The organism is Providencia sp. PROV200 (assembly GCF_049901995.1).
GTDB classification, from domain to species: Bacteria; Pseudomonadota; Gammaproteobacteria; order Enterobacterales; family Enterobacteriaceae; genus Providencia; species Providencia rettgeri_E.
In genome coordinates this window covers 3,170,753-3,196,622 of sequence record NZ_CP096307.1, presented here as the reverse complement: position 1 = coordinate 3,196,622, position 25,870 = coordinate 3,170,753, and the positions used below count along the sequence as shown (strand labels likewise).

The window sequence follows — 25,870 nt, the reverse complement described above, 5'->3', positions numbered from 1 at the left end:
GAGCGACCATGTCAGGTAAAGATTTTGAACCAATCGGCAGGCGTAACAAAAAAACTGCTGGGAAAAAACAGTCTTCATCCCGCCGTCGTAGAGACCGCGATGACTATGACGATGAAGATTTATTCGAACATGATGATATTGATGAACAATATCTCGATGATGAAGATGAAGAAGAGCAAATGGCTAAAAAAGGCTCAAGAAATAACAAGCCTCGAAAGGTAAAAAGTAAATGGCGTTGGTTTTGGCTGCTCGTCAAACTGATGATCGTGTTTGCGGTTTTACTCGCGGCATATGGTTTTTATTTAAATCAACAAATTAAAGAACGTCTCGATGGTAAGGTGTGGGATTTACCCGCCGCCGTATACGGCCGAATGGTTAACCTTGAGCCCGGTATGGATTACAGCCAGGCAGAAATGGTTCGCCTACTTGAAGGCATGCAATACCGTAAGGTGAGTAAAATAACAACATCGGGCGAATTTGTGGTGCGTGGTAATAGCATCGAAATCTTACGTCGACCGTTCAATTTCCCTGATCAAAAAGAAGGGCAAATACTTGCTCGAATGGTGTTTGAAAATAATGCCTTGAGTAAGATCGAAAACATGGAGAACGGTCGCTCATTTGGTTTTTTCCGTTTAGACCCGAAACTGATCACAATGATGCAGTCGGCAAATAATGAGCAACGGTTAGTTTTGCCGATATCTGACTTTCCCGAATCTCTAGTTAAAATCTTACTAGAAACCGAAGATCGCAACTTTTATGAGCATGATGGCGTCAGTTTGTACTCTATTGGTCGTGCTGTTGTTGCTAACTTAAGTGCTGGGCGCTCCGTTCAAGGGGGAAGTACGTTAACCCAACAGTTAGTCAAAAACTTGTTTTTAACTAATGAGCGCACATTAAAGCGTAAAGCGAATGAAGCGTATATGGCGGTTTTACTGGACTACAACTACAGTAAAGAACGTATTTTAGAGCTGTATTTAAACGAAGTCTTTTTAGGTCAAAATGGAAATGACGAAATTCGTGGCTTCCCATTAGCGAGCCTGTATTATTTTGGCCGACCAATCAATGAGTTAAGCTTTGACCAACAGGCTTTATTAGTGGGGATGGTGCAGGGGGCGTCAACATATAACCCTTGGACTAAACCACAAAATGCGATTAAACGCCGTAATATCGTGCTGAAAATCTTGGAAACACGTGGCGTGATTGACCAAGAAATGTATCAGGTACTTAGTGCAAGGCCTCTTGGGGTGAAAAATAAAGAAGGGCTGGTGGCTTCTCAACCTGCCTTTATGCAAATGGTTCGTTTAGAACTCAATGAAAAATTGGGTGATAAAGTTAAAGAACTCTCCGGTGCGAAAATTTTTACCACCCTAGACCCAGTTGCTCAAACTGCGGCTGAAAATGCAGTTGAGAATGGTGTCGCTGATTTACGTAAATCTCGTAAATTAGATGACATAGAAGGAGCCATGGTAGTAGTTGACCGCATTAATGGCGAAGTACGTGCGATGGTTGGTGGTTCTCAACCCCAATATTCAGGGTTTAATCGTGCGTTAAATGCACGGCGTAGCATTGGTTCTCTGGCAAAACCTCCTGTATACCTCGCTGCACTAAGTGAACCGGACCGTTTTCGTTTAAATACATGGTTAAAAGATGAGCCACTAACAGTTAAAGTTGGGAATCAAAACTGGAGCCCGAGAAACTACAGCCGCAATTTCAATGGCCGGATGATGTTAGTTGACGCCTTGGCTAAATCACAGAATATCCCAACCGTAAACTTAGGCTTAGAGGTCGGTTTAGACCAAGTGTTTAACACCTTTGTACGCTTAGGGGCACCTGCGGCGGCTATGGAAAAAGTTCCCGCGATGCTCTTAGGGGCGGTTAACTTAACACCTGCTGAAGTTGCTCAAGTATTCCAAACTATTGGTGGTAATGGTAATCGTGCGAAATTGTCGGCACTACGTTCTGTTATTGATGGCGATGGCAACGAGATTTACCAAAGCTACCCATCTGCTGAGCGAGCAGTACCTTCACAAGCGGCATACCTCACATTGTATGGTATGCAACAAGTGGTTAAACAAGGTACGGGCCGAGTCTTATTGTCTAAATACGCAAAGTATAATTTAGCCGGTAAAACAGGGACAACTAACGATCTACGTGATAGCTGGTATGCAGGGATTGATGGCAAAGAGGTCGCAATTGTGTGGGTTGGCCGTGACAATAACGGCCCAACACAATTAACTGGGGCGACAGGCGCACTGAAGGTGTACCAACGCTACTTAGATAACCAAGCGCCATTGGCACTCATTAACCGTGCACCAGAGGGCATTGTTGATATGCAAGTCACTGCTGATGGTCAATTAAGTTGCTCAAACTTCGGCGGCGGTAGAATGTTGCCGATTTGGACAGATAACCCGGAAGGGTTATGCCAAGCGTCAGAAGAGCAAGCTCCGGTCTGGGACTTAAATGGTAATAATGGCGAGCAACAAGATGATGCACCGGATTGGGTTAAGGATATGTTTGGCAATAGCCCCTAAATTCTCGTCATATTTCAAGTTGTGACTGTGTTGGCTTCATAGAGAATTAGCTGGTGAATTAATTATTTTAAAGGCTAGTTAGAGCGTTGTGGTGTCAAATCGAGCGTTATCTATTCTTAACTATAAAAAAATAGAGGTGAAATTGGATAAATTTCACCTCTATAACATCAATGTGAATTAATTCTTTTTAATTTTCATTAACGCAGTTTCTGCCGCTTTAACCGTTTTCTCAATATCTTCATCGCTGTGTGCGATAGACATAAAACCTGCTTCAAATGCAGAAGGTGCGAGGTAAATACCTTGTTCTAACATGTAATGGAAGAACTTTTTAAAGCGTTCAACGTCACATTTCATCACGTCTTGGTAGCAAGTTACGGTTGGGGCGTCGGTGAAGAAAATACCAAACATGCCACCGACGTGATTGATAACCATCGGGATACCTTGCTCTGCGGAAACACGTTTTAAACCACGAGCTAACTTTTCTGTTAATTCATTTAAACGTGAATGAACACCCGGTTGAGAGACTTCTTTTAAGCAAGCAAGACCTGCAGCCATCGCGACAGGGTTACCCGATAAGGTCCCTGCTTGGTAAACAGGCCCAATTGGTGCTAGTTTTTCCATAATTTCAAGGCGGCCACCGAAGGCGCCAACAGGCATACCACCACCGATGATTTTACCTAAACAGGTTAAATCAGGCTGAACATCATAGTAATCTTGTGCTCCACCTAATGCGACGCGAAAACCTGTCATAACTTCATCAATGATGAGTACGGCATTGAATTCATCACATAGTGCACGTAAACCGGGTAAAAATTCAGCTGTTGGTGGTACGCAATTCATATTTCCAGCAACAGGTTCAACAATCACGCACGCAATATCTTCTGGGTAGTTTTCAAATGCTTGGCGAACTGAAGCTAGGTCATTATAGGTACAAGTTAATGTGTGTTTTACAAAATCTTCAGGTACACCCGGGGAGTTAGGTTCACCCATAGTAAGCGCACCAGAACCCGCTTTGACTAATAAGCAATCTGCATGGCCATGATAGCAGCCTTCAAATTTGATGATTTTGTCACGGCCTGTGTAACCGCGCGCCAGACGAATTGCGCTCATGGTCGCCTCAGTGCCTGAATTCACCATGCGTACCATATCCATAGAGGGGACTAACTCACAAACTAATTCAGCCATTTCAACTTCAGCGGCAGTCGGAGCACCAAAACTTAACCCTTTATGAACCGCTTTGATCACGGCATCACGGATCTCAGGATGGTTATGGCCTAAAACCATTGGTCCCCATGAGCCAACATAATCTACATAGGCTTTACCATCAACGTCATAAATATAAGCGCCATCCGCTTTTTCAATAAATAATGGGGTTCCACCAACACCATTAAAAGCACGAACAGGGGAGTTTACACCACCAGGAATTTGTTCTTTTGCTTGTGCGTAAAGTTTTTCAGATTGTGACATCGCAGGGCTCCAGAAAGAGGCTAAGAAAAAAATTGCTCTCATTCTAAAGCACCACACCAATTAAACCAAATGTTGATACGAAGATATGCACAATGTGTCTAATTGCGTAACAACACTTGAACCATTTAGTCAAGTGGCGGATAATTAGGTTAATTGATCTGAGTAGGTTTTAGCCTACACATGAATTTACCGGTCACCGGTTTGGAGTAAAAAAATGAGTGATGATGCAGCTCTGCCTTTGCAATTTACTGATGCGGCAGCAATTAAAGTTAAAGATTTAGTCTCTGATGAGGACAACCCAAATCTGCGTCTGCGTGTTTATATCACTGGTGGCGGATGCAGCGGTTTCCAATATGGTTTCACATTTGATGACCAAATCAATGAAGGCGATATGACAATCGAGAAACAAGGTGTTGCTCTTGTTGTAGACCCAATGAGCCTACAATATTTAGTGGGTGGAAGTGTTGATTATACTGAAGGCTTAGAAGGTTCGCGCTTTATTGTAACTAACCCGAATGCTAAGTCTACTTGTGGGTGTGGTTCGTCCTTTAGCGTCTAATTCTCGTCATCCTTCAACCTGTAGCTGTGTTGGCTGCATTCACTAGACCTAGTCACATACTTTTGTATGCTCCTAGGTTCTAGCTCATTTGCCGCCTTGCTACAGGCCGAATGATTTAGAGAATTATTGAGTTCTTCTTCAATCTGTAGCCGTGTTGGCTGCATTCACTAGACCTAGTCACATACTTTTGTATGCTCCTATTTTTCGTCATATTTCGAGTTGTGGCGGTGTTGGCTTCATTCAGTTACTCGGGTCACATACTAATGTATGCTCCCCGAGATATCTTCATTTGCCGCCTTGCCATAACTCGAACTATTTAGAAAATTTTTGTAATTTGTAATTCTCAATCAGATAATGCGTTTAACTGCTCGCACAGTTGTTCTGTCGCATTAACAATCCTTGGGCCTGCTCGGTGAAACCAATCTTCATTTAATCGGATAATTGGGACATTGAGCTGTGAGTGCCAAAATTTTTTCACTGTTTTTTCCTGTTCGGCTGAACCAGTCATAATAATTACATCTGGTTTGCGAGTGAGTACCTGCTCACGGCTGACTTGTGGCCATTGTACTGCACTATTTACAAAAACATTTTCACCACCACAAAACTCGACGATATTATTTTGCAGCGTGTGATTACCTGCGCTAAATAAAGGCTGAGTACCGAGTTGAATGAATACTTTTCTGGGGTTGTTATTTGATACTTTTTTATTTTGATAAGGAGTCAGCTTAGCGCGCATTTTTTCTACATTTTGCTGTGCTAGCTCTGGATTTGGGCTGTATTGCGCTAATTCAATCACTGAACTGATAACATCATCAATGGTTTGAGGATCGAAATAAATAATTGGAATGCCAAAACCCGCAAGCTGATCAAGAGGACGCTGGGGGTTACCTCCTCGCCATGCAAGGATTAAATCAGGTTTAAGTGCGATAATACGTTCGACGTTTAAACCTTGCCAATCAGCGACTTGTTCCAAATTATTTGCTTGCTCTGGGTAATCGGAGTAAGCACTGGCTGCAATCAAGCTATCCCCAAGCCCTGCCGCATAAGCAAGCTCAGTATTAGCAGGCGATAAACTAATAACGCGTTGCTTTGCTGCTCCTAGAACAGAAAAAGACACCAATAAAGCGCATAATAAGCTAGCTGTAAGGGAAAAATAATACGTTATGCTTCTCATGGGAATTCATTGTGATATTAATAAAAAGGTATAACTAACATAAGGTTATACCTTTTATGAAAATTATTTAACGAGTTTAGCTAAAATTGCTGTGATCATCAGTGAAGATTGACGAGCAGCAACAGGTAAAAACTCATCAAAGCTCGTATGAGATTCTTTATCTGCCACATCTGAAATAGCACGAACGACGACAAACGGGGTGCCAAATTGGTGGCACACTTGGCCAATTGCAGTGGCTTCCATTTCTACTGCCGCAACTTGCGGGAACATGGCCTTGATGCGAGCTAGCGGTTCAGCACCATTAATAAAAGCATCACCGCTGCAGACTAAACCACGTACAGCATTCATATCCAATAACTTAATGCACTGCTCAGCAACTTCAATTAGCTTAGTATCAGCAACGAAAGCTGGCGGACACTGTGCCATTTGGCCGGGTTCATAACCGAATGCGGTCACATCAGCATCATGGTAACGAACTTCTGTAGAAACCACGATATCGCCGACGTTTAAACGAGGGTCTAAACCACCCGCAGAACCCGTGTTAATCACGACATCTGGTTGGCAATGCTCTAATAATAGCGTTGTACCGATTGCGGCTGCGACTTTTCCAATACCCGATTTCAATAACGCAACGTCAACGCCATTAATTTGGCCTGTATAAATCTCACAGCCAGCACGGTTAATAGTTTGGCAGTTTTCAATTTGTGAGCGCAAAATCGCCACTTCCTGTTCCATGGCGCCAATTATTCCAACTTTCATTTTGTCTCCTTTTCCCTGCACAATTTGCACTATTAATGTCAATATAGTGTCAAAATTTTGACTAGGGACGATAATGTTTTATTGTGTTATTGCTGTATTCTTCGAGTGGGTTCGCAATTTTAATTGCAACAACTCGGATTTAGACAACGAAATTACAAAGATGCACGAAGTGTAACATTTAAAGGTGAGTCGTGAAGGTTTTTTCCTATATTTAGGCTATATAATGAAACATCAATCGAAATAGGGAAGGTGGCAGAGTGGGTGAGATTAATTTTGTTAAGAAGCTAAACTTTCAGCGTAACTACATGAGCAGTGCGAAAAACCAAAAAATTTCACCTAAAGATGAAGATGCGGTTAATCGCTTATTTGAAAGTGATCGTGGGCGGATTATCAATTCAGCAGCCATTCGCCGCTTACAACAAAAAACACAAGTTTTCCCCTTAGAGCAAAACGCAGCAGTGCGTAGCCGATTAACTCACTCACTAGAGGTTCAGCAGGTTGGCCGTTACATCAGTAAAACGGTTTTAGGTGAATTAAAAAAGAAAAAATTACTGGAACCCTATGGGCTAGATGAACGTTGTGATGCGTTTGAAAGCTTAGTCGAAATGGCTTGTTTAATGCATGATATCGGTAATCCACCATTTGGGCACTTTGGTGAGGCCGCAATTCAACGTTGGTTCACCAAATTATTGTCTCCAAGTTACCTGTTTACACCGAATACTCCTGATCCATGCAAAATACCTGCATTACAGTTAACTGGAAATGAAAAACAAGATTTATTCCGCCGCCAATTAAAGCAGGATTTATGCTCATTTGAAGGTAATGCGCAAGGGCTGCGTATGGCGCATCGCTTACTCAAATTAAACTTAACCTATGCGCAAGTTGGTTCTATCTTAAAATATACGCGTGGGGCTTATGATTTGGAGCCAATTCCACCTGAGTTTGATTATTTGATGAAAAAGCCAGGCTATTATTGGTCTGAGGTGGACTTTGTTAGTGAGTTAACTAAAAAGCTCGATATGGAGAAATATTGTCGTTTTCCGCTGTCCTATATTATGGAAGCGGCTGATGATATTTCATATTGTATTGCTGACTTGGATGATGCCGCGGAAAAAGGCATTTTTACTGTTGAACAGTTGATTGAATTTTTAAAAGCCGAGTGGGGAGATATTCAACAAAATGATTTGTTCGATCAAACTGTCATGCGAGCTTTCAATAATATCAGTGACAACCACACAAGGCGTATTCAGCAAGATCAATTCTTTATGTATTTGCGCGTGAATATCACGGGGAAATTGTCACATTACAGCGCACAACAATTTATTAAAAATTTGCCTGAAATTTATAATGGCACTTTTAACAGTGCGTTACTAGAAGATAAAAGTCCAGAACATAGATTACTGAAAGTACTAAAAACAGTGGCCTTTAAACATGTATTTAACCATCATGAAGTTGAAGAGTTAGAGTTGCAAGGTTACCGAATTATCAGTGGGTTATTAGATTTTTATAGTCCATTACTGATGATGGATAGACGCGATTTTGCTGATCTTGTCGAAAAAAATTATCACAAGCACTTTTTCATAGAAACGAGGTTGTTTCATAAATTATCTAATAAGCACCGCTTATCCTACACAGAAGCACTTGAGAAAATCTCTGCAACGAATGAATCAGATAAATCTATTCTAGAGTTTTATTATCGAGCTCGTTTGATTCAAGACTATATTAGTGGTATGACCGACCACTATGCTTATGAAGAATATCGTAAATTTATGGTTAGTAACTAATATAATAATTGAATGGAATGATAAAACTATAAAAGTAGTCAATCAAATGATAGGAAAATAGGTATAATGGGCCTGTTCGTTTTTCTTAATTAATTAGCGGAAAAAATATCGTACTAAAATTGGAAACACGACAATCATGATTTTTATAACTTAATACTCTGTAGTGACTACTTTATGGCTCAATTTTACTCCCCTAATCGTCGCACCACTTCACGTCGTCAAATCACGGTTATTGCTGATAGCCTTGATGCCGCAGGGCAAGGTGTTGCCCGTATCGAAGGGAAAACCATTTTTGTAACAGGTTTATTGCCTGGAGAAGAAGCTCAAATTGAATTGACGGAAGAGAAACGACATTTTGCTAAAGGAAAGGTGGTTAAGCGTTTGAGCACTAGCCCCCAGAGAGTAAAGCCTCATTGCCGTAATTTTAATCAATGTGGAGGGTGCCAACAACAGCATGTTGACATTGCTCTGCAAAGAGAAAGTAAAGCTCATGCTTTAGCTTACCTGATGCAGCGCGAAACATCGCTAGATATATCCATTCCTACGGTGATGAGTGGTGAGCCATATGGTTACCGCCGTCGAGCTCGATTAGGGCTACAATATCAGTCTAAAAGTAAAAATGTCATTATGGGGTTCCGTCAACCTCAATCTAACACATTGGTTGATATAAAAAATTGTCCGGTACTTTCCCCTGAATTGGATATCTTACTAAAGCCGCTTTCTGAATGCATTAACGAGCTCAGTAATAAAGCGAAACTGGGTCATGTAGAACTGATCCGTGCAGACAATTGCAAAATTATATTGATTCGTTACTTAACGCCTTTTTCGTTATCGGATACTCAAAAGTTGAGTGATTTTGAGAATCAGCACGGAGTGTCTATCTGGTTAGCGGGGAATGATGAAAGCTTACAAGCTCTATCACCAAATTCGCCACAACCAGAATATCAAGTTGCAGGGGAGATATTAAAATTTAACCCATTAAATTTTATTCAAGTGAACGGGCAAGTTAACCAGTTGATGGTAGAACAAGCATTAGTATGGTTAGATCTAAACAGTGAAGATAGGGTATTAGACCTTTTTTGTGGAATGGGTAATTTTACTTTACCGATCGCACGGCTAGCGAAATCCGTTGTGGGTGTTGAAGGTGTTGAAAATTTAGTCGAACAAGCTCGAAATAATGCCCAGCTCAATACTATTTGTAATGCCACATTCTATAATGAAAACTTAGAAGCCCAGATACACACACAACCTTGGGCGGCTCATGGTTTTAACAAAGTATTATTAGACCCAGCTAGAGCTGGAGCTGCTGGTGTTATGGAACATTTAATTAAACTGATGCCAGAAAAAATTGTCTATGTTTCATGTAACCCCACAACATTGGCGAGAGATAGCAAAGTTTTACTGGATGGGGGCTATCAATTATTACAGTTGCGGATGTTAGATATGTTTCCGCAAACTAGCCATTTAGAGTCAATGGCGCTATTTATCCGTCGCCCAGAGGTTTAACAGGTAGGGAGAATATATGGTTGCAGTAAGAAGTGCACATCTTACCCCAGCAGGTGAGTTTGCCCCAGAAAAGTGGGTTAACGGCCTAGGGTTGAGCAATAAACAATCAGAAGAAAAGCTCATCCATACCTGGCAATATTGTCACGATAAATTAGCCGGACAAGAAATCGCCCCTCTATTACTGTGGCGTGGTATTGAAATGACCGAAATCCTATCGACACTAAGTATGGATATCGGCAGCTTACAAGCGGCTTTACTTTTCCCCTTGGTGGAGGAGGGAAAGTTAGAAGAACAAGAAGTTATTGATGAATTTGGCAAATCCATTCACGAACTTGTTAAAGGCGTGCTGGAAATGGATGCAATTCGTCAACTCAAAGCAACACAATCGAGCGAAACAAGCTCGACACAAGTCGATAATATCCGTCGTATGCTATTGTCGATGGTGGAAGATTTCCGCTGTGTTGTCATTAAATTAGCGGAACGAATTGCCCATTTACGTGAAGTCAAAGATGCAACGGAAGATGAACGCGTTTTAGCCGCAAAAGAGTGTTCAAATATTTATGCACCCTTAGCAAACCGCTTAGGAATTGGTCAATTGAAATGGGAGTTAGAAGACTTCTGTTTTCGTTATTTGCACCCAGATGAATATAAGAAAATAGCAAAACTCCTCCATGAACGACGTATTGACCGTGAAGAGTATATAGATACTTTCGTTACAACTTTACGCAAGTACATGTTAAAAGAGAGTATTCAAGCAGATATCTACGGCCGACCTAAGCATATTTATAGCATTTGGCGTAAAATGCAGAAAAAATCATTGGCATTTGATGAGCTGTTTGATGTGCGAGCAGTGCGCATTGTCGTTGAACGCTTGCAAGATTGTTATGCAGCCTTAGGGATTGTTCATACCCATTTTCGCCACCTTCCTGATGAGTTCGACGACTATGTGGCGAACCCGAAACCTAATGGCTATCAATCGATCCATACTGTGGTGTTAGGCCCTAACGGCAAAACGCTTGAAATTCAAATTCGTACCCGCCAAATGCATGAAGATGCGGAACTGGGGGTTGCGGCGCACTGGAAATACAAAGAAGGCGCGACTGGCATTGGCAAAGGCAGTAGTTACGAAAATCGTATTGCGTGGTTACGTAAGTTGATTGCATGGCAAGAAGAAATGGCAGATTCTGGCGAAATGTTGGATGAAGTTCGTAGCCAAGTATTTGATGACCGCGTGTATGTCTTTACCCCAAAAGGGGATGTGGTGGATTTACCCGCAGGCTCTACACCACTTGATTTTGCCTACCATATTCACAGTGATGTCGGCCACCGTTGTATTGGTGCAAAAATAGGTGGGCGTATTGTCCCATTTAGCTATCAATTACAAATGGGTGATCAAATTGAAATTATCACTCAAAAACACCCAAACCCAAGCCGTGACTGGTTAAATCCTAACTTAGGGTATGTCACAACCAGCCGTGGGCGTGCGAAAATCCAAAATTGGTTCCGTAAGCAAGATAAAGACAAAAATATCCTTGCAGGGCGTCAAATTCTAGATAGTGAACTATCACAGCTTGATATCAGTCTCCGCGAAGCAGAGAAACTGTTGATAGCTCGCTATAATGTTCATTCATTGGATGAAGTGTTAGCAGGAATTGGGGGAGGTGATATTCGTATTAACCAATTAGTGAATTTCCTGCAAAGTAAATTTAATAAAGCCACAGCGGAAGAAGAAGACCGCGCGGCAATGAAGACGTTGGAAAGCAAGTCTTCACTACCAAGAGCGCCATCTCATGGTAGCGGTCGAGTGGTCGTTGAAGGGGTTGGTAACTTAATGCACCATATTGCACGTTGCTGCCAGCCAATTCCAGGGGATGAAATAGTTGGTTTTATCACCAAAGGGCGAGGTATTTCCATTCATAGTTCAGATTGTGAGCAGTTAGCCGAATTACAAAGTCATGCGCCAGAACGCGTCATCGATGCGGTGTGGGGCGAAAACTATTCCAGCGGTTATTCTCTAGTGGTTAGAGTCGTAGCTAATGATCGTAGCGGGTTATTACGTGATATCACGACAATATTAGCGAATGAAAAAGTGAATGTACTTGGCGTCAGTAGCCGCAGTGATGTGAAGCAGCAATTGGCGACGATAGATATGACAATTGAGCTGTATAATATTGAGGTGCTGAGTCGGGTGTTAGCAAAATTAAATCAGTTGCCGGATGTTATTGAGGCAAAACGCCATTCCCAGTGATTTTCTTCATATTTTGAGTTGTAGGGGTGTTGGCTACACTTAGCTACTCGGGTCACATACTTATGTATGCTCCCCGAGATATCTTCGCTTGCCGCCTACCTACATCTCAAACTATTTTGAAAATCAGTACTGTTATATTGTCAGTGGTTTTCTTCATATTTTGAACCGCAGCGTTGTTGGCTGCGCGCTCTCATCTTAGTCACATACCGATGTATGCTCCTAGGGGCTCGTTTACTTGCCGCCTAGCTGCAATTCAAACTATTTTGAAAATAATTTTTTGCAAATGTTCAATAATCTTTTCTTTGTTTTTTCTTTTGTTGGGAAAAATTTGTTGATTTGCCTTTATATCTGGTAAGTTTGAGATAAAGATGACAATTAGAAACAAAAGAAAATCAAAGGTTAATACAATGAGTCAGGAAAAACCCGAAATCGAACGCTTATTATCCATTATGGCACAGCTGCGTGACCCACAAACAGGTTGCCCATGGGATAAAGTACAGACATTTAAAACTATTGCACCTTATACACTTGAGGAAACCTATGAAGTGCTTGATGCGATAGAACGAGAGGATTTTTCTGACCTAAAAGGCGAACTGGGGGATTTATTGTTCCAAGTGGTTTTCTATGCGCAAATGGCGAATGAAAAATCATTGTTTGATTTTAATGATATTTGCCAAGCAGTGAGCGATAAGCTTGAACATCGTCATCCACATATTTTTGATGCTAATAACATACTGAGTAGCTCAGAAGTGATTGAGGGATGGGAAAAACGAAAAGCAAAAGAGCGAGCTGAAAAATCGCAGTTTTCTGTGCTGGATGATATCCCGAATTCGCTCCCAGCACTAATGAAAGCCTATAAAATTCAAAAACGTTGCGCTTCTGTAGGGTTTGATTGGGATACCTTAGGTCCAGTGCTTGGAAAGGTCCATGAAGAGCTTGAAGAAGTCATGGAAGAAGCCACTCAAGTTGTCGTTGACCAAGCTCGCTTAGAAGAAGAAATCGGTGATTTACTGTTTGCAACAGTGAATTTATCCCGTCATTTAGGACATAAGCCTGAAATAGCGCTGCAAAAAGCTTGTAAGAAATTCGAAGGTCGTTTTCGCCAAATCGAAAAAAGCCTCGCGGAAAGTGGCAAAACGACAGAAAGTGCTACACTTGATGAGATGGAGGCACTTTGGAAGCAGGTTAAGAGCCAAGAATAAAATGGCTCGTCATATTTCGCACTACAGCGTTGTTGGCTGCGTTCGGCTACACGGGTCACATACTTAGTGTATGCTCCCCGAGATATCCTCTCTTGCCGCCTAGCTGTAGCACGAACTATCTAGAGCCCATGTTCGTCGGGTTTCGCACTACAGCGTTGTTGGCTGCGTTCAGCTACACGGGTCACATACTTAGTGTATGCTCCCCGAGATATCCTCTCTTGTTGCGATGGAGAGTTAGAGTAAATAGTTATTCAAAATCAAAGTTAGTGCAAAATCGCATTTTTTATACCTTATAATGAGCTGAAAGGATTTAGCTTTTATGTTTGAACTGTGTTAATCTATAAAAATAGATAAAGATGACTAATTTTGAAGCGATAAAAAAACTTTCGCTTTTAACTTGCTGATAATATTAGAGTATTGATGAAATTTAGCCTTATTATGCTTAGAACATTTGTAGCGAAATTAAGGTTCGGGTATACTGTTTTCCCGTCCTGTTATATCCATCATCTTTTAAACCTAAACTTTCAGGTTCAGCATGAAAACTAATTATATTTTTGTGACCGGCGGGGTCGTATCCTCTCTGGGTAAAGGCATTGCCGCAGCCTCTTTGGCGGCTATACTCGAAGCCCGTGGACTCAATGTGACTATTATGAAACTGGATCCCTACATTAACGTAGACCCAGGCACAATGAGCCCAACCCAACACGGGGAAGTTTTCGTTACAGAAGACGGCGCTGAAACTGACTTAGATTTGGGTCACTATGAGCGCTTCATTCGTACTAAAATGACTCGTCGTAATAACTTTACGACCGGCCGTGTTTACTCTGAAGTTCTGCGCAAAGAGCGCCGTGGCGACTATTTAGGCGCGACAATTCAAGTTATCCCACATATCACTAATGAAATTAAAGACCGCATCATCCGTGGTGGCGAAGGCCATGACGTTGTTTTGGTTGAAGTTGGCGGCACAGTAGGTGATATCGAATCTCTGCCATTCCTTGAAGCAATTCGTCAAATGGCAGCAGAAGTCGGCCGTGAGCGCACATTATATTTACACTTAACCTTAGTGCCATATCTTGCAGCCGCTGGTGAAGTGAAAACTAAGCCAACTCAACATTCTGTGAAAGAATTACTGTCAATTGGTATTCAACCAGATGTGTTAATTTGTCGTTCAGACAGAGTGATCCCAGCGAATGAGCGTGCGAAAATTGCGCTGTTCTGTAATGTACCAGAGAAAGCCGTTATTTCTCTCAAAGATGTTGATTCAATTTATAAAATCCCAGCCTTATTGAAATCACAAGGTTTGGATGAATACATCTGTAACCGTTTTCGTATTGATGCACCAGAAGCTAATTTAGCTGAGTGGGAACAAGTTATATACGAGGAAGCTAATCCAGCGGGTGAAGTCACTATTGGAATGGTGGGTAAATATATCGAGTTACCCGATGCGTATAAATCTGTAATTGAAGCATTAAAACACGGCGGTTTGAAAAACCGTTTAACTGTGAACATCAAATTAATTGATTCACAAGATATCGAAACACGTGGTGTTGAGTTATTAAAAGGTTTAGATGCTATTTTAGTACCAGGCGGCTTTGGCGAGCGTGGTGTTGAAGGGAAAATTCTGACCGCACAATATGCACGTGAAAACAAAATCCCTTACTTAGGAATTTGTTTGGGCATGCAAGTTGCATTGATTGAATTTGCACGTAATGTTGCCAATATGGCAGATGCAAACTCAACAGAATTTAAAGCGGATTGTAAATTCCCGGTTGTTGCGCTGATTACTGAATGGCGTGACGAAGAGGGTAACCTTGAAGTACGTTCAGAAGAGAGCGATCTTGGTGGAACAATGCGTGTTGGCGGTCAACCATGTCATTTAGTGAATGGTAGCCTTGTACGTGAAATGTATGGTTCAGAAACTATCATTGAACGTCACCGCCACCGTTATGAAGTGAATAATTTACTACTGAAACGTATTGAAGATGCGGGTCTAAAAATTGCAGGCCGTTCAGTGGACAATAAGCTGGTGGAAATCATTGAAAACCCTAATCATCCATGGTTTGTGGCATGTCAGTTCCACCCAGAATTCACTTCTACGCCAAGAGATGGTCATCCGTTGTTTGCAGGTTTTGTTAAAGCCGCTGGTAAGTACCAGAAAGGTGAGTTGAAATAAGATATGGGGAGGTCGGCGCAGGTGCACCAACTTCCCAAAATTTAACTTGTACTGAGGAAAACCTAATGTCCAAAATTGTTAAAGTGATCGGTCGTGAAATCATTGACTCTCGTGGTAACCCAACTGTAGAAGCTGAAGTTCATTTAGAAGGTGGCTTTGTTGGTTTAGCAGCAGCACCATCAGGTGCGTCAACTGGTTCTCGTGAAGCTCTGGAACTGCGTGACGGTGATAAAGCACGTTTTCTGGGTAAAGGTGTTCTGAAAGCAGTTGCTGCTGTTAATGGTCCAATCGCAGAAGCGCTGATTGGTAAAGATGCTAAAGACCAAGCTAACATCGATAAAATCATGATTGATCTCGATGGCACTGAGAACAAATCTAAATTTGGTGCAAACGCAATCCTTGCTGTATCTTTAGCAAATGCTAAAGCAGCAGCAGCGGCGAAAGGTATGCCTCTGTATGAGCACATTTCTGATTTAAATGGTACTCACGGTCAATACTCTATGCCTCTGCCAATGATGAACATCATCAACGGTGGTGAGCACGCTGATAACAACGTTGATATCCAAGAATTCATGATCCAGCCTGTTGGCGCTCCAACGCTGAAAGAAGCGGTTCGTATGGGTTCTGAAATCTTCCACCACTTAGCAAAAGTACTGAAGTCTAAAGGTATGAACACTGCGGTTGGTGATGAAGGTGGTTATGCACCTAACTTAGAGTCAAACGCAGCGGCATTAGCAGCAATTAAAGAAGCGGTTGAACAAGCAGGTTATGTGTTAGGTAAAGACGTAACACTGGCGATGGACTGCGCAGCATCTGAGTTCTATAACGCAGAAACCGGTAACTATGAACTGAAAGGTGAAGGTAAAACCTTTACTTCACAAGAGTTTACCCACTACTTAGAAGAGCTGACTAAACAGTACCCAATCGTCTCTATCGAAGATGGTCTGAACGAATCTGACTGGGATGGTTTTGCATACCAAACTAAAGTTCTTGGTGACAAAATCCAACTGGTTGGTGACGACTTATTCGTAACGAATACTAAGATCCTGAAAGAAGGTATCGATAAAGGCATCGCTAACTCTATCCTGATCAAATTCAACCAAATCGGTTCTTTAACTGAAACGTTGGCTGCAATTAAAATGGCGAAAGATGCAGGCTATACTGCAGTTATCTCTCACCGTTCAGGCGAAACTGAAGATGCAACTATCGCAGATTTAGCGGTCGGTACAGCAGCAGGTCAAATCAAAACAGGTTCTATGAGCCGTTCTGACCGTGTTGCTAAATATAACCAACTGATCCGCATTGAAGAAGCATTAGGTAAAAATGCACCATTCAATGGCTTAAAAGAAGTTAAAGGCCAAGCATAATTTATTTTGTTTAGCTAAAATCATTAATGGGAAGCGAAAGCTTCCCATTTTTTTGAATCAATGATATCCCCCCTCTAATCAACATATAAAACAACTTTATTGTTAAATAGAAGTCTGTCTGAAATTGTAAGCCAGTAGTGGTTTTTCTATTAATAATAAACTATTTTTATTTTTCCGCTTTTCCGTTCACTTATATAATATATTCAAAGGAATGAATATGAAAAATGATAAAACTAAATCATTAGTAACTATTACAGAAAATAATATTATTCGCAGCAATAAAATAGCCAATTTAAAAGAAGTGTCAAAGAAATTAACGATAGACACAAGTGAGTTAATAAATTCGAGTGGTATTGTTGAAAAAGGAAAAGTGGAATTTATTAAAACAAAAGATAAACGTTATGTTGTGAGGTATTTAAATGATAGTAAAAATAAGCCTACAATTAATAGCTATTTTTTGAGTTATAACAAAACCGACCAAAGCCATTTTTATCCATACTATATTGATATTCCTAAAAATCCATCAGACAGTTTCTTTTTATTTACAGATACACTAGATAAACATTCTTTAATTATCACTGATTATGATAAAGATCATTATCGGGTGTATCATGATTGCCGTACTAATAGTTCTATATTATATGACAATGTTGTCATGGCAGTTGATTATAAGGATTACCATATTAAAGGTAAGGAAAGTGGAAATGCAACGGCTTACATGCAGTATATTAATAATGAATGGCAACTATACTACCAAAGGCAAGAGACAAAATATTATGAAGGAAAAAAAACCTTAATATTAAGAGAAAATAGTCGGTTAGTACAAAAATCACCTAGTAAGGAAGTTAATAATAAAAAAGAATTTCTAAAATATAGAGATGCAGTACACCAAGAAACATTGTCATTAGCAAATGAGCTAAATATCGAAGTGAAGAAAATAGATAGTGGTCTCTATATTCAAGATAAAGATTCTCTAGAAAGTACCATAAATAATACGTGGAGAGATTTGAATGCAGTAATTTATAAAAAATTGAATAGAAACATTTCAATATTAGATGAGGTTCAAAATAGGTGGAGACATAAAATAAAACAATTATCTAAAACCTCAGTCAGTGAAAGATTACAAATCAAAGCTTTACAACAAAAAATAATACAGAGTGATATCTACATTAGCCTTTATCAAAATCGTTACAGTAAAGCTTTGGTAGAAGCCCGACAAGTTGAACGTAGTTGGTTATGGTGGCAGCTAAAAGAAAAATATGGAATGAATGCGGTTGTAAAGACAGGGGAGCTGATTATTCAAGGAGGAAGTGATGAAAACAAAAAAACGGTTAATGAGCGTTATGAAAATTTAGTTTTTGTGCATAAGAATTCAAACAATATTCCATTTAGACGACGTTTTAGCGAAGGTATGGAAGATTTTAATGAAGTAAATATTTCAGGTATTAATAGAAAAATGTCGTCTTTAGAATTAAAAAAGTTGTACTTAACATTGGAGCTTAGCCCGATAGAGCGTGGGGCATTGTATCGACGAATTAGTGAAATTAGCCATGAAGAATACATAAAGTATGTATTGAGCGAAACAAGTAAAGTCAGCAAGTTGTTTTATTCCTTTAATAGCCTATCAAACCGGTTAATGCCACAAGACTTCTATTTGTCACTTATGGGGGGAGAAACTAAGGGTCGATGTTATCCATTAGTTAGAGCAATGTCTGTAGCATTAGCTAGAGATGGGCAAAATGGTGCAGATGTATTAATTAATAAGCTATTTATTGCTTCTGCGAATCCAAAAGATAAAGACTCAATACTACTTAAATCAGCGCTAGAGAAGCTCCATTCAAATGTTGATGCGGTTGAAGCTTCTTTTTCTCATGGCCGGATGGGAATTGAAGAGACGCAAAATTTATTGGATGTAGGGGAAAAAACAGTAATGTTTGCGATTAATAGCCAAAATCATTCCATGCTGATTGGAAAAGTGGTGGGAAATGACCAATCACATTACTATTTTTATGACCCTAACTTTGGGCTATTTACATTTAATAGCAGTCAAGAACTCTTCATCGCTTTTAAAATGTATATGGTTGAACACAAAATGGCTGATTTTTATTCGGCATTTGGTAGCGCTAAAAAACCTCACTTTGAAATTATTACAATTTCAACTGAAGATATGGCGATTGTCTCTGTTGGTAATGGTTTAAAAGTAAGTCACTTAAGTGATTCAAATGAACTTAGTCAGTTAGCTAAAAGAGAGCAAGAGAGCCGCCGAGTTATTGAAAAGCAGGATACAATAAAAAATGACCTCCAGTTACAAGGAACTCTCAGCATTTTAGAGGCAGAGCAATGGGGGGACAGGCTAGATAATTCAATAAAAGGTTTGTTATTTGAGTATCAAATGACGAAAAAGTGGATCCCTATTTTTTCTACTTTACAAGAAACAAAGAATGGAAAATATCGTCTACAGTTCGTTAATTATGACGATCCAGAAAAAAGTCATTGGGTAGAAACGGAAGATACCACTTTTTTAGAGTTTAACCATTACTATAATAAAAAGATGGAAGAATTTAAAGCGTATTCCCATCTTGAAGAAAACGATATTAAGCTAAAAGAGTTTAGCAGTGACACTCACACTTTTGATGGATTAAATACGGGAATTGCTGTTCAATCACTCATTCAATGGTATTCGGATGAAAATAATAGTATTAAACCAATCGAAACTGATGGTTTTAATTTAGCCATTGCTCTAAAAATACATGGTTATATTAATCATGGCATGATCTCACACGGCATAATGAGTGATTTATCTAAAATTATAGGGGTTATTCGAAAAGGATTAAAAAATAATTTAACAGTAGAGTCTAAAGCCATTAATATTTTTTCTTCCTCATTGGTGCGAACAGCGAATGAAAGTACAGCGATTTTATTCAATGGTGCATTAGTTGGTATTGATGTATATGAGCTATCCCAAGCAAAAAACGAACCACAGAAGGTTATTTTTGGTACACAACTTGCCTTTGACTCAGCAAACTTGATAACGGGTGGTGCGAGTTTAGGAGCTGGGCTTCTAGGGGCTAGCGGGGTATCAACATTTATGAGTGGAGCTGGCGTTATTTGCGCTGGTTTGAGTATTGGCTTCACAAGTTTAGCTCGTAATTTTGTCGTTATAGGTGAAGATGCAAAATCTGTCGGCCATTATTTTTATATGTTAGATCAAGCTTATCAAAGTAATGGATATGACTATTTGACTAAGAAAAAAATAGCAACACCAAAATTTGGTGCGGTGTTTAAAAGAATAGATCTTAAAAATAACCAAATAGAATTTGATAGCCAGTATATTTATAGAACAACTTCACATTCTGCAGGGGGAGGGCGAAAAAATTATATTTTTTGGGCCGGTAATTTCCCTACAATGCTTCATGACCGGCAACAAGCTCTAAACATACGTCAAGGTATTGGTTATTCAAATAGCTATAGAGAATTTGATTATTTAGAGGCTGAAATAGTTGTTTTACCAACGACACCTAAATCTTACATTAAATATAATTATAATCTGTGGCCTGGTGCAACAACACGGCATGATAATGGATTTGATATTATTCGTCGCTTAGAAAACACAGATAAATTTGACTATGATTTTTATATTTTTCCAAGTGAGAATACAATAACACAAATATTCCATGAGTATGTAGATACACCAATAGAAGTAAATCTGGATGATAACTATCGTTATGTGGTTGTTCCTAAAATTCCTAATGAATGGTACGGAAAGTTGAATTATTCTATTAAGGGAAATGGTGGGGTATATAAAATAGCACCTCAATTAGGAACGAAAATTACATTATTTGATGAATCTGGTTCTAAATCACCTTCTAATTGGTTTATTGATGGCGCGTTTTTTGAAAATAATGAAATAATAATCCATCATAATAAAGTTGTTATTTCTGGAGTAGAAGTTAATTTTTCGCCATCAATGTCTAAAGATAATATATTGTATATTAATAATAATAATGAGATTTATAAAATTGATTTTTTGAATTTAGATTACTATCTTATTAGTGAAGATGGTCATAAGTGGGCAGGTAAGGGGGATGAATTATCTGCACATTTGGATAAGTTAAATTCTCAACACAAGTTTAATAGCCAATATATAATAATTGAAAATTATCAATATAAGGGGAGGAATGTGGGGCGTGCATTTTATCAGGTATCCACAGGTCGTTATATTTTCACTCATTCTTCTGATGATAAAACGAACAGCGCGGACTCTTTTGTTATTATTGGTGATTTATTTTATCTTTATTCTAAAAAATACAATTTAATATGGGCGATTAATTCAGATAATAAAATAAAATCCAAGTATATGCTAATTAATAATCAGGGAAATTCTTTTGAGTTAATGAATCTATGGGAAAACAATGGAGCTGTTTATTTTTCATGTCGCTATCAAGATCATGATCTACCGCAAGTTGTGACCTATATGATTGACGGCGATAACATTATACTCATTGGTATTTCTGTTGATGAGTTAACATACTACCGATTATCTGAAGGGCAAGATAAAATACCTAAGAAAATGTTAGAACAGGTTTTAGATAAGTATCTACTATCAGTGAAGGATCATGAAAAACTCGTTAGTGATAAAAATGCAAACCCATCAAATTTCGCGGAAATAATACTCATCACCGGTGTTGATAAGAATAACCGCGTTTATCACGATTGGCTGAAATCTGGCGATGGTACGGTTATTAAGTCAAATGTCATTTCTTATTTAGACTCTATGGATAACAAAAATACGCGCCTCAATAAATTAAGTCAACCTAAAGATATTATATTGGTCGCGAATCTAATTGATGAAAATGATAATGAGGTGTTTTATTTTTATAGTCAAGATAATAGCCTGATTTATCGTCAGGTTGGTGCTGCTCCTAATATATCTCAAATAGGTAAGCAACAAGTTAAGTACATTGAGGTTTCTAATGTAGATAGTATTGTTTTTTCTCACGGGATACTCCTTGTTATTAATCAAGATGGTATTGTTAATCAAATTACAGCTAAAGGAGAAATGAATAACTTTGCAATAAATGAAAATTGGTTTGATAAAAATGTGGTCTGGTGGGAAAATTTAAAGGAAGTAAATAATAAAATGAATTCATATTTATTACTTGGCCTTAAAAGAATGGATAATAATGAAGTTATACCTGCTTGGTATGATAATGGAAATATTATTATTGCTCACCAGTTATCCTCTAAAAACACATTACAATATTTAGGAATAGATAATAAATCGTCTGCTGCTATTATTTATGATATATCAAGTAAGCGACTTTATTGGCAGCCTTTAGCAACAACTATCGAGTTAGAGAAAGCTTTTACTGGAAATAAAATGTATAACCCAGCTTCATTACCATCTTTGTATGAAATATACCCTAACATGAGATTTGAAGCAGTCAAAAAATTAGCTGACGGGTTGCTCATGTATACTTCAAATAATGAAATTTTATATCACGATAGTGCGATTGCTCATGCAGATGGTAATAAAAGAGGGTTTCTCTCTTCATTGCTCATTAAAGGTGGAAATCAAAAAGACATCATTAATCCTCCCGTTATTGATAATGTCAAAAATATTGTCTTGAGCGCTGGAAATGAACAAGATAGCTATGTTATTTCCCGAGCGGCTTGGCTACATTATCAAGTGATTGTTATTAATAATCATGCAAGTGATTATTTAACCGATACTCTCGTTTTACCTGTAGATGATATGGGATCATTAGTTGTAAGCCGTTTTAACGATGATCTTATTCTTACTGATATCAACACTAATAGTATGTTATTAATTAATAAGGCTTTTGAACTAAATGCTGAAAAGTATCAGCATTTGCAACTGCGGTTTTTAAATTCAACAGAAGAAATCAAAGTAAAAGCGATAGTAGAAAACTATGGGCTTACTGGTGTTTTTTTGTCCGAAACCAGTAAATTTGATAAAAGTAGTGAAGAAATCGCACTGAGAAATGAAAATCAATTGTTACAGCTGGCAGATTCAACAGTGTCGTTGAATAACGATGAGAGTACATTTAGCAATCAGCGCATTGTCCATTCCCCTTTAATAAATCCCCCTCTTTACATCGGGCATATATTATAAATTGTGATAGATTAGCCATCCATCAGTGCTGGCTAATAAAATAGCCAAATTTAAATTAAAGTGTTGAGTATAACACTTAAGTGTATTGATTATTCTTAAGTTTATCTTTTTTATTGCTTTTTTGGTAATTAAAACTGAATGGTCGGTTTTGTAGTCTTTTGTGTCGCTGGAGCGACTCCTAGCTTGGTTTTTGTAAGGAAAATAAAACATTTCTTGTTGATTAAACGAAAAATGAATTAAATTGCGCGGGGTAGATCTCACTTTTAGGTTATCCACATTTTCATCTCAATAAATTAACTCTATATTTCACTCCTTATAAATAACTATTAACAATATGCACGCGCTAAAACTAAACTTGCTTCCAAAGCTATGGAGTAAACATGGACGCTTCAGAATCGTTAACACCATCAGTGAGCCCTACGCCCTCGAACAAACGAGGGTGGATAATCTTAGCTGTTGATATCGTATTATTAATTCTATTACTAAAATATTTACCATTCGATGACAAAGCGAATGCAGGTCTTGCAATGATGGTTTTCATTGGTGTGCTTTGGTTAACTGAAGCTATCCACGTCACCATTACTGCATTGTGTATTCCTATCTTAGCCGTCGGCTTAGGGCTGATGAATACAGGGGAGGCATTGAAATCATTTGCAAACCCAATCATTTTCTTATTCTTCGGTGGCTTTGCGCTAGCGACAGCTCTACATATCCAAGGTCTTGATAGGCTAATTGCTAATCGCTTACTTATGGCTGCTCGTGGGCGTTTATCAGTAGCGGTACTATTACTGTTTGGTGTAACCGCGTTACTGTCTATGTGGATTAGTAACACAGCGACCGCAGCAATGATGCTGCCGTTAGTATTAGGTATACTGTCTAATCTTGATGTCCGCCATGAGCGCAATACTTTTGTGTTTGTTCTATTAGGTGTTGCTTATAGTGCAAGTATTGGTGGTTTAGGTACGATTGTCGGTAGCCCACCAAACGCAATTGCAGCAGCAGCTTTAGGTTTAGATTTCTTATCCTGGATGAAATACGGTGTTCCAATCATGGTAGTGTTGCTGCCTATGATGTTCGTATTGATGTACATGATGCTTCGCCCTAACTTAAAACATCGCTTTGAAATTGAATTAGAGCATGTGAAATGGAATGGTAAACGTATTACTGCAATGGGGATTTTCCTGTTTGCGGTTGTTTGCTGGATCACCAGTACTTTCATTAGTGATGCGTTAGGTGGTGTGAAAGATTTAGACACCGTTATTGCAATGATTGCAGCTATCTTAATTGGTATAACTGGCGTAGCTAGTTGGTCTCAAATTCAAAAAAATACTGAGTGGGGCGTATTGATGCTGTTTGGTGGAGGTTTAACACTCAGCGCAATCTTAAGCTCTTCTGGCGCAAGTAAAATCATGGCAGACTGGATGCAAATGACATTTGGTGAAAGCCACTGGTTCGTTATTATTCTTGCTGTTACTGCTTTTATCATCATTCTGACTGAGTTTACTAGTAATACAGCGAGCGCAGCTTTATTGGTACCTATTTTTGCAACCGTTGCTGAAGCATTAGGTATGCCTGTGATTGTCTTAACAATGATCATCGGTATTGGTGCATCTTGCGCATTCATGTTACCTGTTGCTACACCACCAAATGCGATTGTGTTTGGTTCAGGCTATATTAGGCAGATTGAGATGGTACGTGTCGGTGCGGTATTGAATGTGGCCTGTATCCTAGTTATTTCATTGTTTGCTTGGTTTGTCTGGATGTAATTTAGTATCAAAATTCATCTTAACGGCCTCTTTTAGAGGCCGTTATTTTTTGTAGGCTAAATTAAAATTAGTTCGCTGTTTTAGCGATAAGGGCTTGCTGATTTTTCCCTATTTTTATGATGCCTTTATCTGAAAATATAATATCTGCATCTCCACGTACAGAGAAACTCATCGTATTTATAACCCCTTGAATATCGACTTTATTTTGTGGACAAAGAAAACTGTCTTTACATTGATATTGGTGGCTTTCAAGCACAATGTTACGTCCTGTCAATGTAGCCTGTTCATTTAGCTCTAAATGATTACCTTGAATATATGGAATATCAGTTTTGAATTTTGAGCTGTATTTGACAATGCCTTCACTAGGGGAAAGGGTGCTATTGCCAGATGCGCTGATATAGTTTTGTATGGCAGAGTGAATATTAAGGGAATTTTGCAGCTTTATTTGGTCTGCAACGACATTTAATTTTGCTAGTTGAATTGGGTTGCCTTGCTGCTGACTAATACTGATTTGGCTAGCTGGCTGCGTTGAAAACTTCAATTGGTTATAGTCTTCCAATTTTTGGGGTTCGAGCTGGTTATCTTTATCTTTGTTTTTCACATATTTTTTTTCAAACTTACCGGCAATTAAGGAGAGGCTATTAATATTATCAACGGTGCCATCTTTCCATGAAATGCCATTAGGATTCGCAATAACAAGGTTAGCGCGCTGCCCTTTAATACCTAATATTCCTTGCAGTTGGCTTGCTTCAGTCCCTGTAACTTCTGCAAAAATAAGCCTTGCTGCCTTATTATTAAGTTTGTTATTACTGTTAATATCATTATTAAAAATTAAGCCATCGTCATTAGATGAGAGACTTTCAAATGTATTAAATGAAATGTTGTTTTTTAGAGGGGCTTCTATATTAATGACCTTTGCCTTAGAGATATCAGGGGATCCGGCCAATGATGAGTGGTGATATAAAGTACAAGTTAATAGAGTGAATAATATGGTTTTCTTCATTTTTATTAGCTCCTTGCTGTAAAAATCCATTTTATGATTAAAAGTATAATGCACGGAGTGGCTTGTCTTAATAATCAAAAATTATCTGGGTTTAATAAAATATGATACGCAGACCCTCAATTGACCTAGATGAAACACGATATTTCCATTCTAGCCGCACCAAGGTGTGTTTCTATTTTGGTTATCAGACGTCTC

14 protein-coding genes are annotated in these 25,870 nt (G+C 39.0%); 10 read left to right on the top strand and 4 right to left on the bottom strand.

Annotated elements, in window-relative coordinates; translation table 11 throughout:
- The first annotated feature begins 8 nt into the window (after nt 1-8).
- Nucleotides 9-2,531, top strand: coding sequence for a bifunctional glycosyl transferase/transpeptidase (gene mrcB, locus M1E86_RS14680; protein WP_213913873.1), 2,523 nt, complete (start codon nt 9-11; stop codon nt 2,529-2,531).
- Between the two features lie 177 nt (nt 2,532-2,708).
- Here mrcB and hemL read toward each other — a convergent pair whose 3' ends face one another.
- Nucleotides 2,709-3,998 (bottom strand): glutamate-1-semialdehyde 2,1-aminomutase, encoded by a 1,290-nt coding sequence (gene hemL / locus M1E86_RS14675; protein WP_213913874.1) that lies wholly within the window; start codon nt 3,996-3,998, stop codon nt 2,709-2,711.
- A 214-nt stretch (nt 3,999-4,212) separates the two neighbouring features.
- On the opposite strand from hemL, the gene erpA reads away from it, so the two are divergent.
- A complete protein-coding gene (gene erpA / locus M1E86_RS14670) occupies nt 4,213-4,557 on the top strand; it encodes an iron-sulfur cluster insertion protein ErpA (protein WP_004260480.1) in 345 nt (114 codons plus the stop codon).
- Between the two features lie 343 nt (nt 4,558-4,900).
- Here the strand turns inward: erpA and btuF are convergent, their stop codons facing one another.
- Together btuF and mtnN are read right to left on the bottom strand one after the other, a co-directional pair.
- Nucleotides 4,901-5,731 carry a vitamin B12 ABC transporter substrate-binding protein BtuF gene (gene btuF, locus M1E86_RS14665; RefSeq protein WP_213913875.1) on the bottom strand — a complete coding sequence of 277 codons (831 nt, stop codon included), beginning with the start codon at nt 5,729-5,731 and terminating at the stop codon, nt 4,901-4,903.
- A gap of 63 nt (nt 5,732-5,794) precedes the next feature.
- Nucleotides 5,795-6,490, bottom strand: a complete 696-nt coding sequence (gene mtnN / locus M1E86_RS14660) for a 5'-methylthioadenosine/S-adenosylhomocysteine nucleosidase (protein WP_213913877.1) — start codon at nt 6,488-6,490, stop codon at nt 5,795-5,797.
- A gap of 257 nt (nt 6,491-6,747) precedes the next feature.
- Between mtnN and dgt the strand changes: the two genes are divergently transcribed.
- The 8 genes from dgt (at nt 6,748) to M1E86_RS14620 (ending at nt 24,672) form a co-directional block, all read left to right on the top strand.
- The gene (dgt, locus tag M1E86_RS14655; protein ID WP_213913879.1) at nt 6,748-8,274 is read left to right on the top strand and encodes a dGTPase; all 1,527 of its coding nucleotides are present in this window, start codon (nt 6,748-6,750) and stop codon (nt 8,272-8,274) included.
- Between the two features lie 174 nt (nt 8,275-8,448).
- Nucleotides 8,449-9,780 carry a 23S rRNA (uracil(1939)-C(5))-methyltransferase RlmD gene (rlmD, locus tag M1E86_RS14650; RefSeq protein ID WP_213913881.1) on the top strand — a complete coding sequence of 444 codons (1,332 nt, stop codon included), beginning with the start codon at nt 8,449-8,451 and terminating at the stop codon, nt 9,778-9,780.
- Between the two features lie 16 nt (nt 9,781-9,796).
- The gene (gene relA / locus M1E86_RS14645) at nt 9,797-12,028 is read left to right on the top strand and encodes a GTP diphosphokinase (RefSeq protein ID WP_213913882.1); all 2,232 of its coding nucleotides are present in this window, start codon (nt 9,797-9,799) and stop codon (nt 12,026-12,028) included.
- A gap of 407 nt (nt 12,029-12,435) precedes the next feature.
- Entirely contained in the window at nt 12,436-13,230 is a 795-nt protein-coding gene (mazG, locus tag M1E86_RS14640) for a nucleoside triphosphate pyrophosphohydrolase (protein ID WP_426099143.1), read from the top strand.
- Nucleotides 13,231-13,765: 535 nt separating this feature from the next.
- Entirely contained in the window at nt 13,766-15,403 is a 1,638-nt protein-coding gene (pyrG, locus tag M1E86_RS14635) for a glutamine hydrolyzing CTP synthase (RefSeq protein ID WP_213913884.1), read from the top strand.
- A gap of 65 nt (nt 15,404-15,468) precedes the next feature.
- Entirely contained in the window at nt 15,469-16,770 is a 1,302-nt protein-coding gene (eno, locus tag M1E86_RS14630; protein WP_004260453.1) for a phosphopyruvate hydratase, read from the top strand.
- 217 nt (nt 16,771-16,987) lie between these two features.
- The gene (locus M1E86_RS14625; RefSeq protein ID WP_426099142.1) at nt 16,988-22,906 is read left to right on the top strand and encodes a TcdA/TcdB pore-forming domain-containing protein; all 5,919 of its coding nucleotides are present in this window, start codon (nt 16,988-16,990) and stop codon (nt 22,904-22,906) included.
- Between the two features lie 380 nt (nt 22,907-23,286).
- Complete coding sequence (locus tag M1E86_RS14620) at nt 23,287-24,672, top strand: DASS family sodium-coupled anion symporter (RefSeq protein ID WP_213913888.1); 1,386 nt, start codon at nt 23,287-23,289, stop codon at nt 24,670-24,672.
- A 67-nt stretch (nt 24,673-24,739) separates the two neighbouring features.
- Here M1E86_RS14620 and M1E86_RS14615 read toward each other — a convergent pair whose 3' ends face one another.
- Entirely contained in the window at nt 24,740-25,675 is a 936-nt protein-coding gene (locus M1E86_RS14615; protein WP_248466861.1) for a filamentous hemagglutinin N-terminal domain-containing protein, read from the bottom strand.
- Between the last annotated feature and the right edge of the window lie 195 nt (nt 25,676-25,870).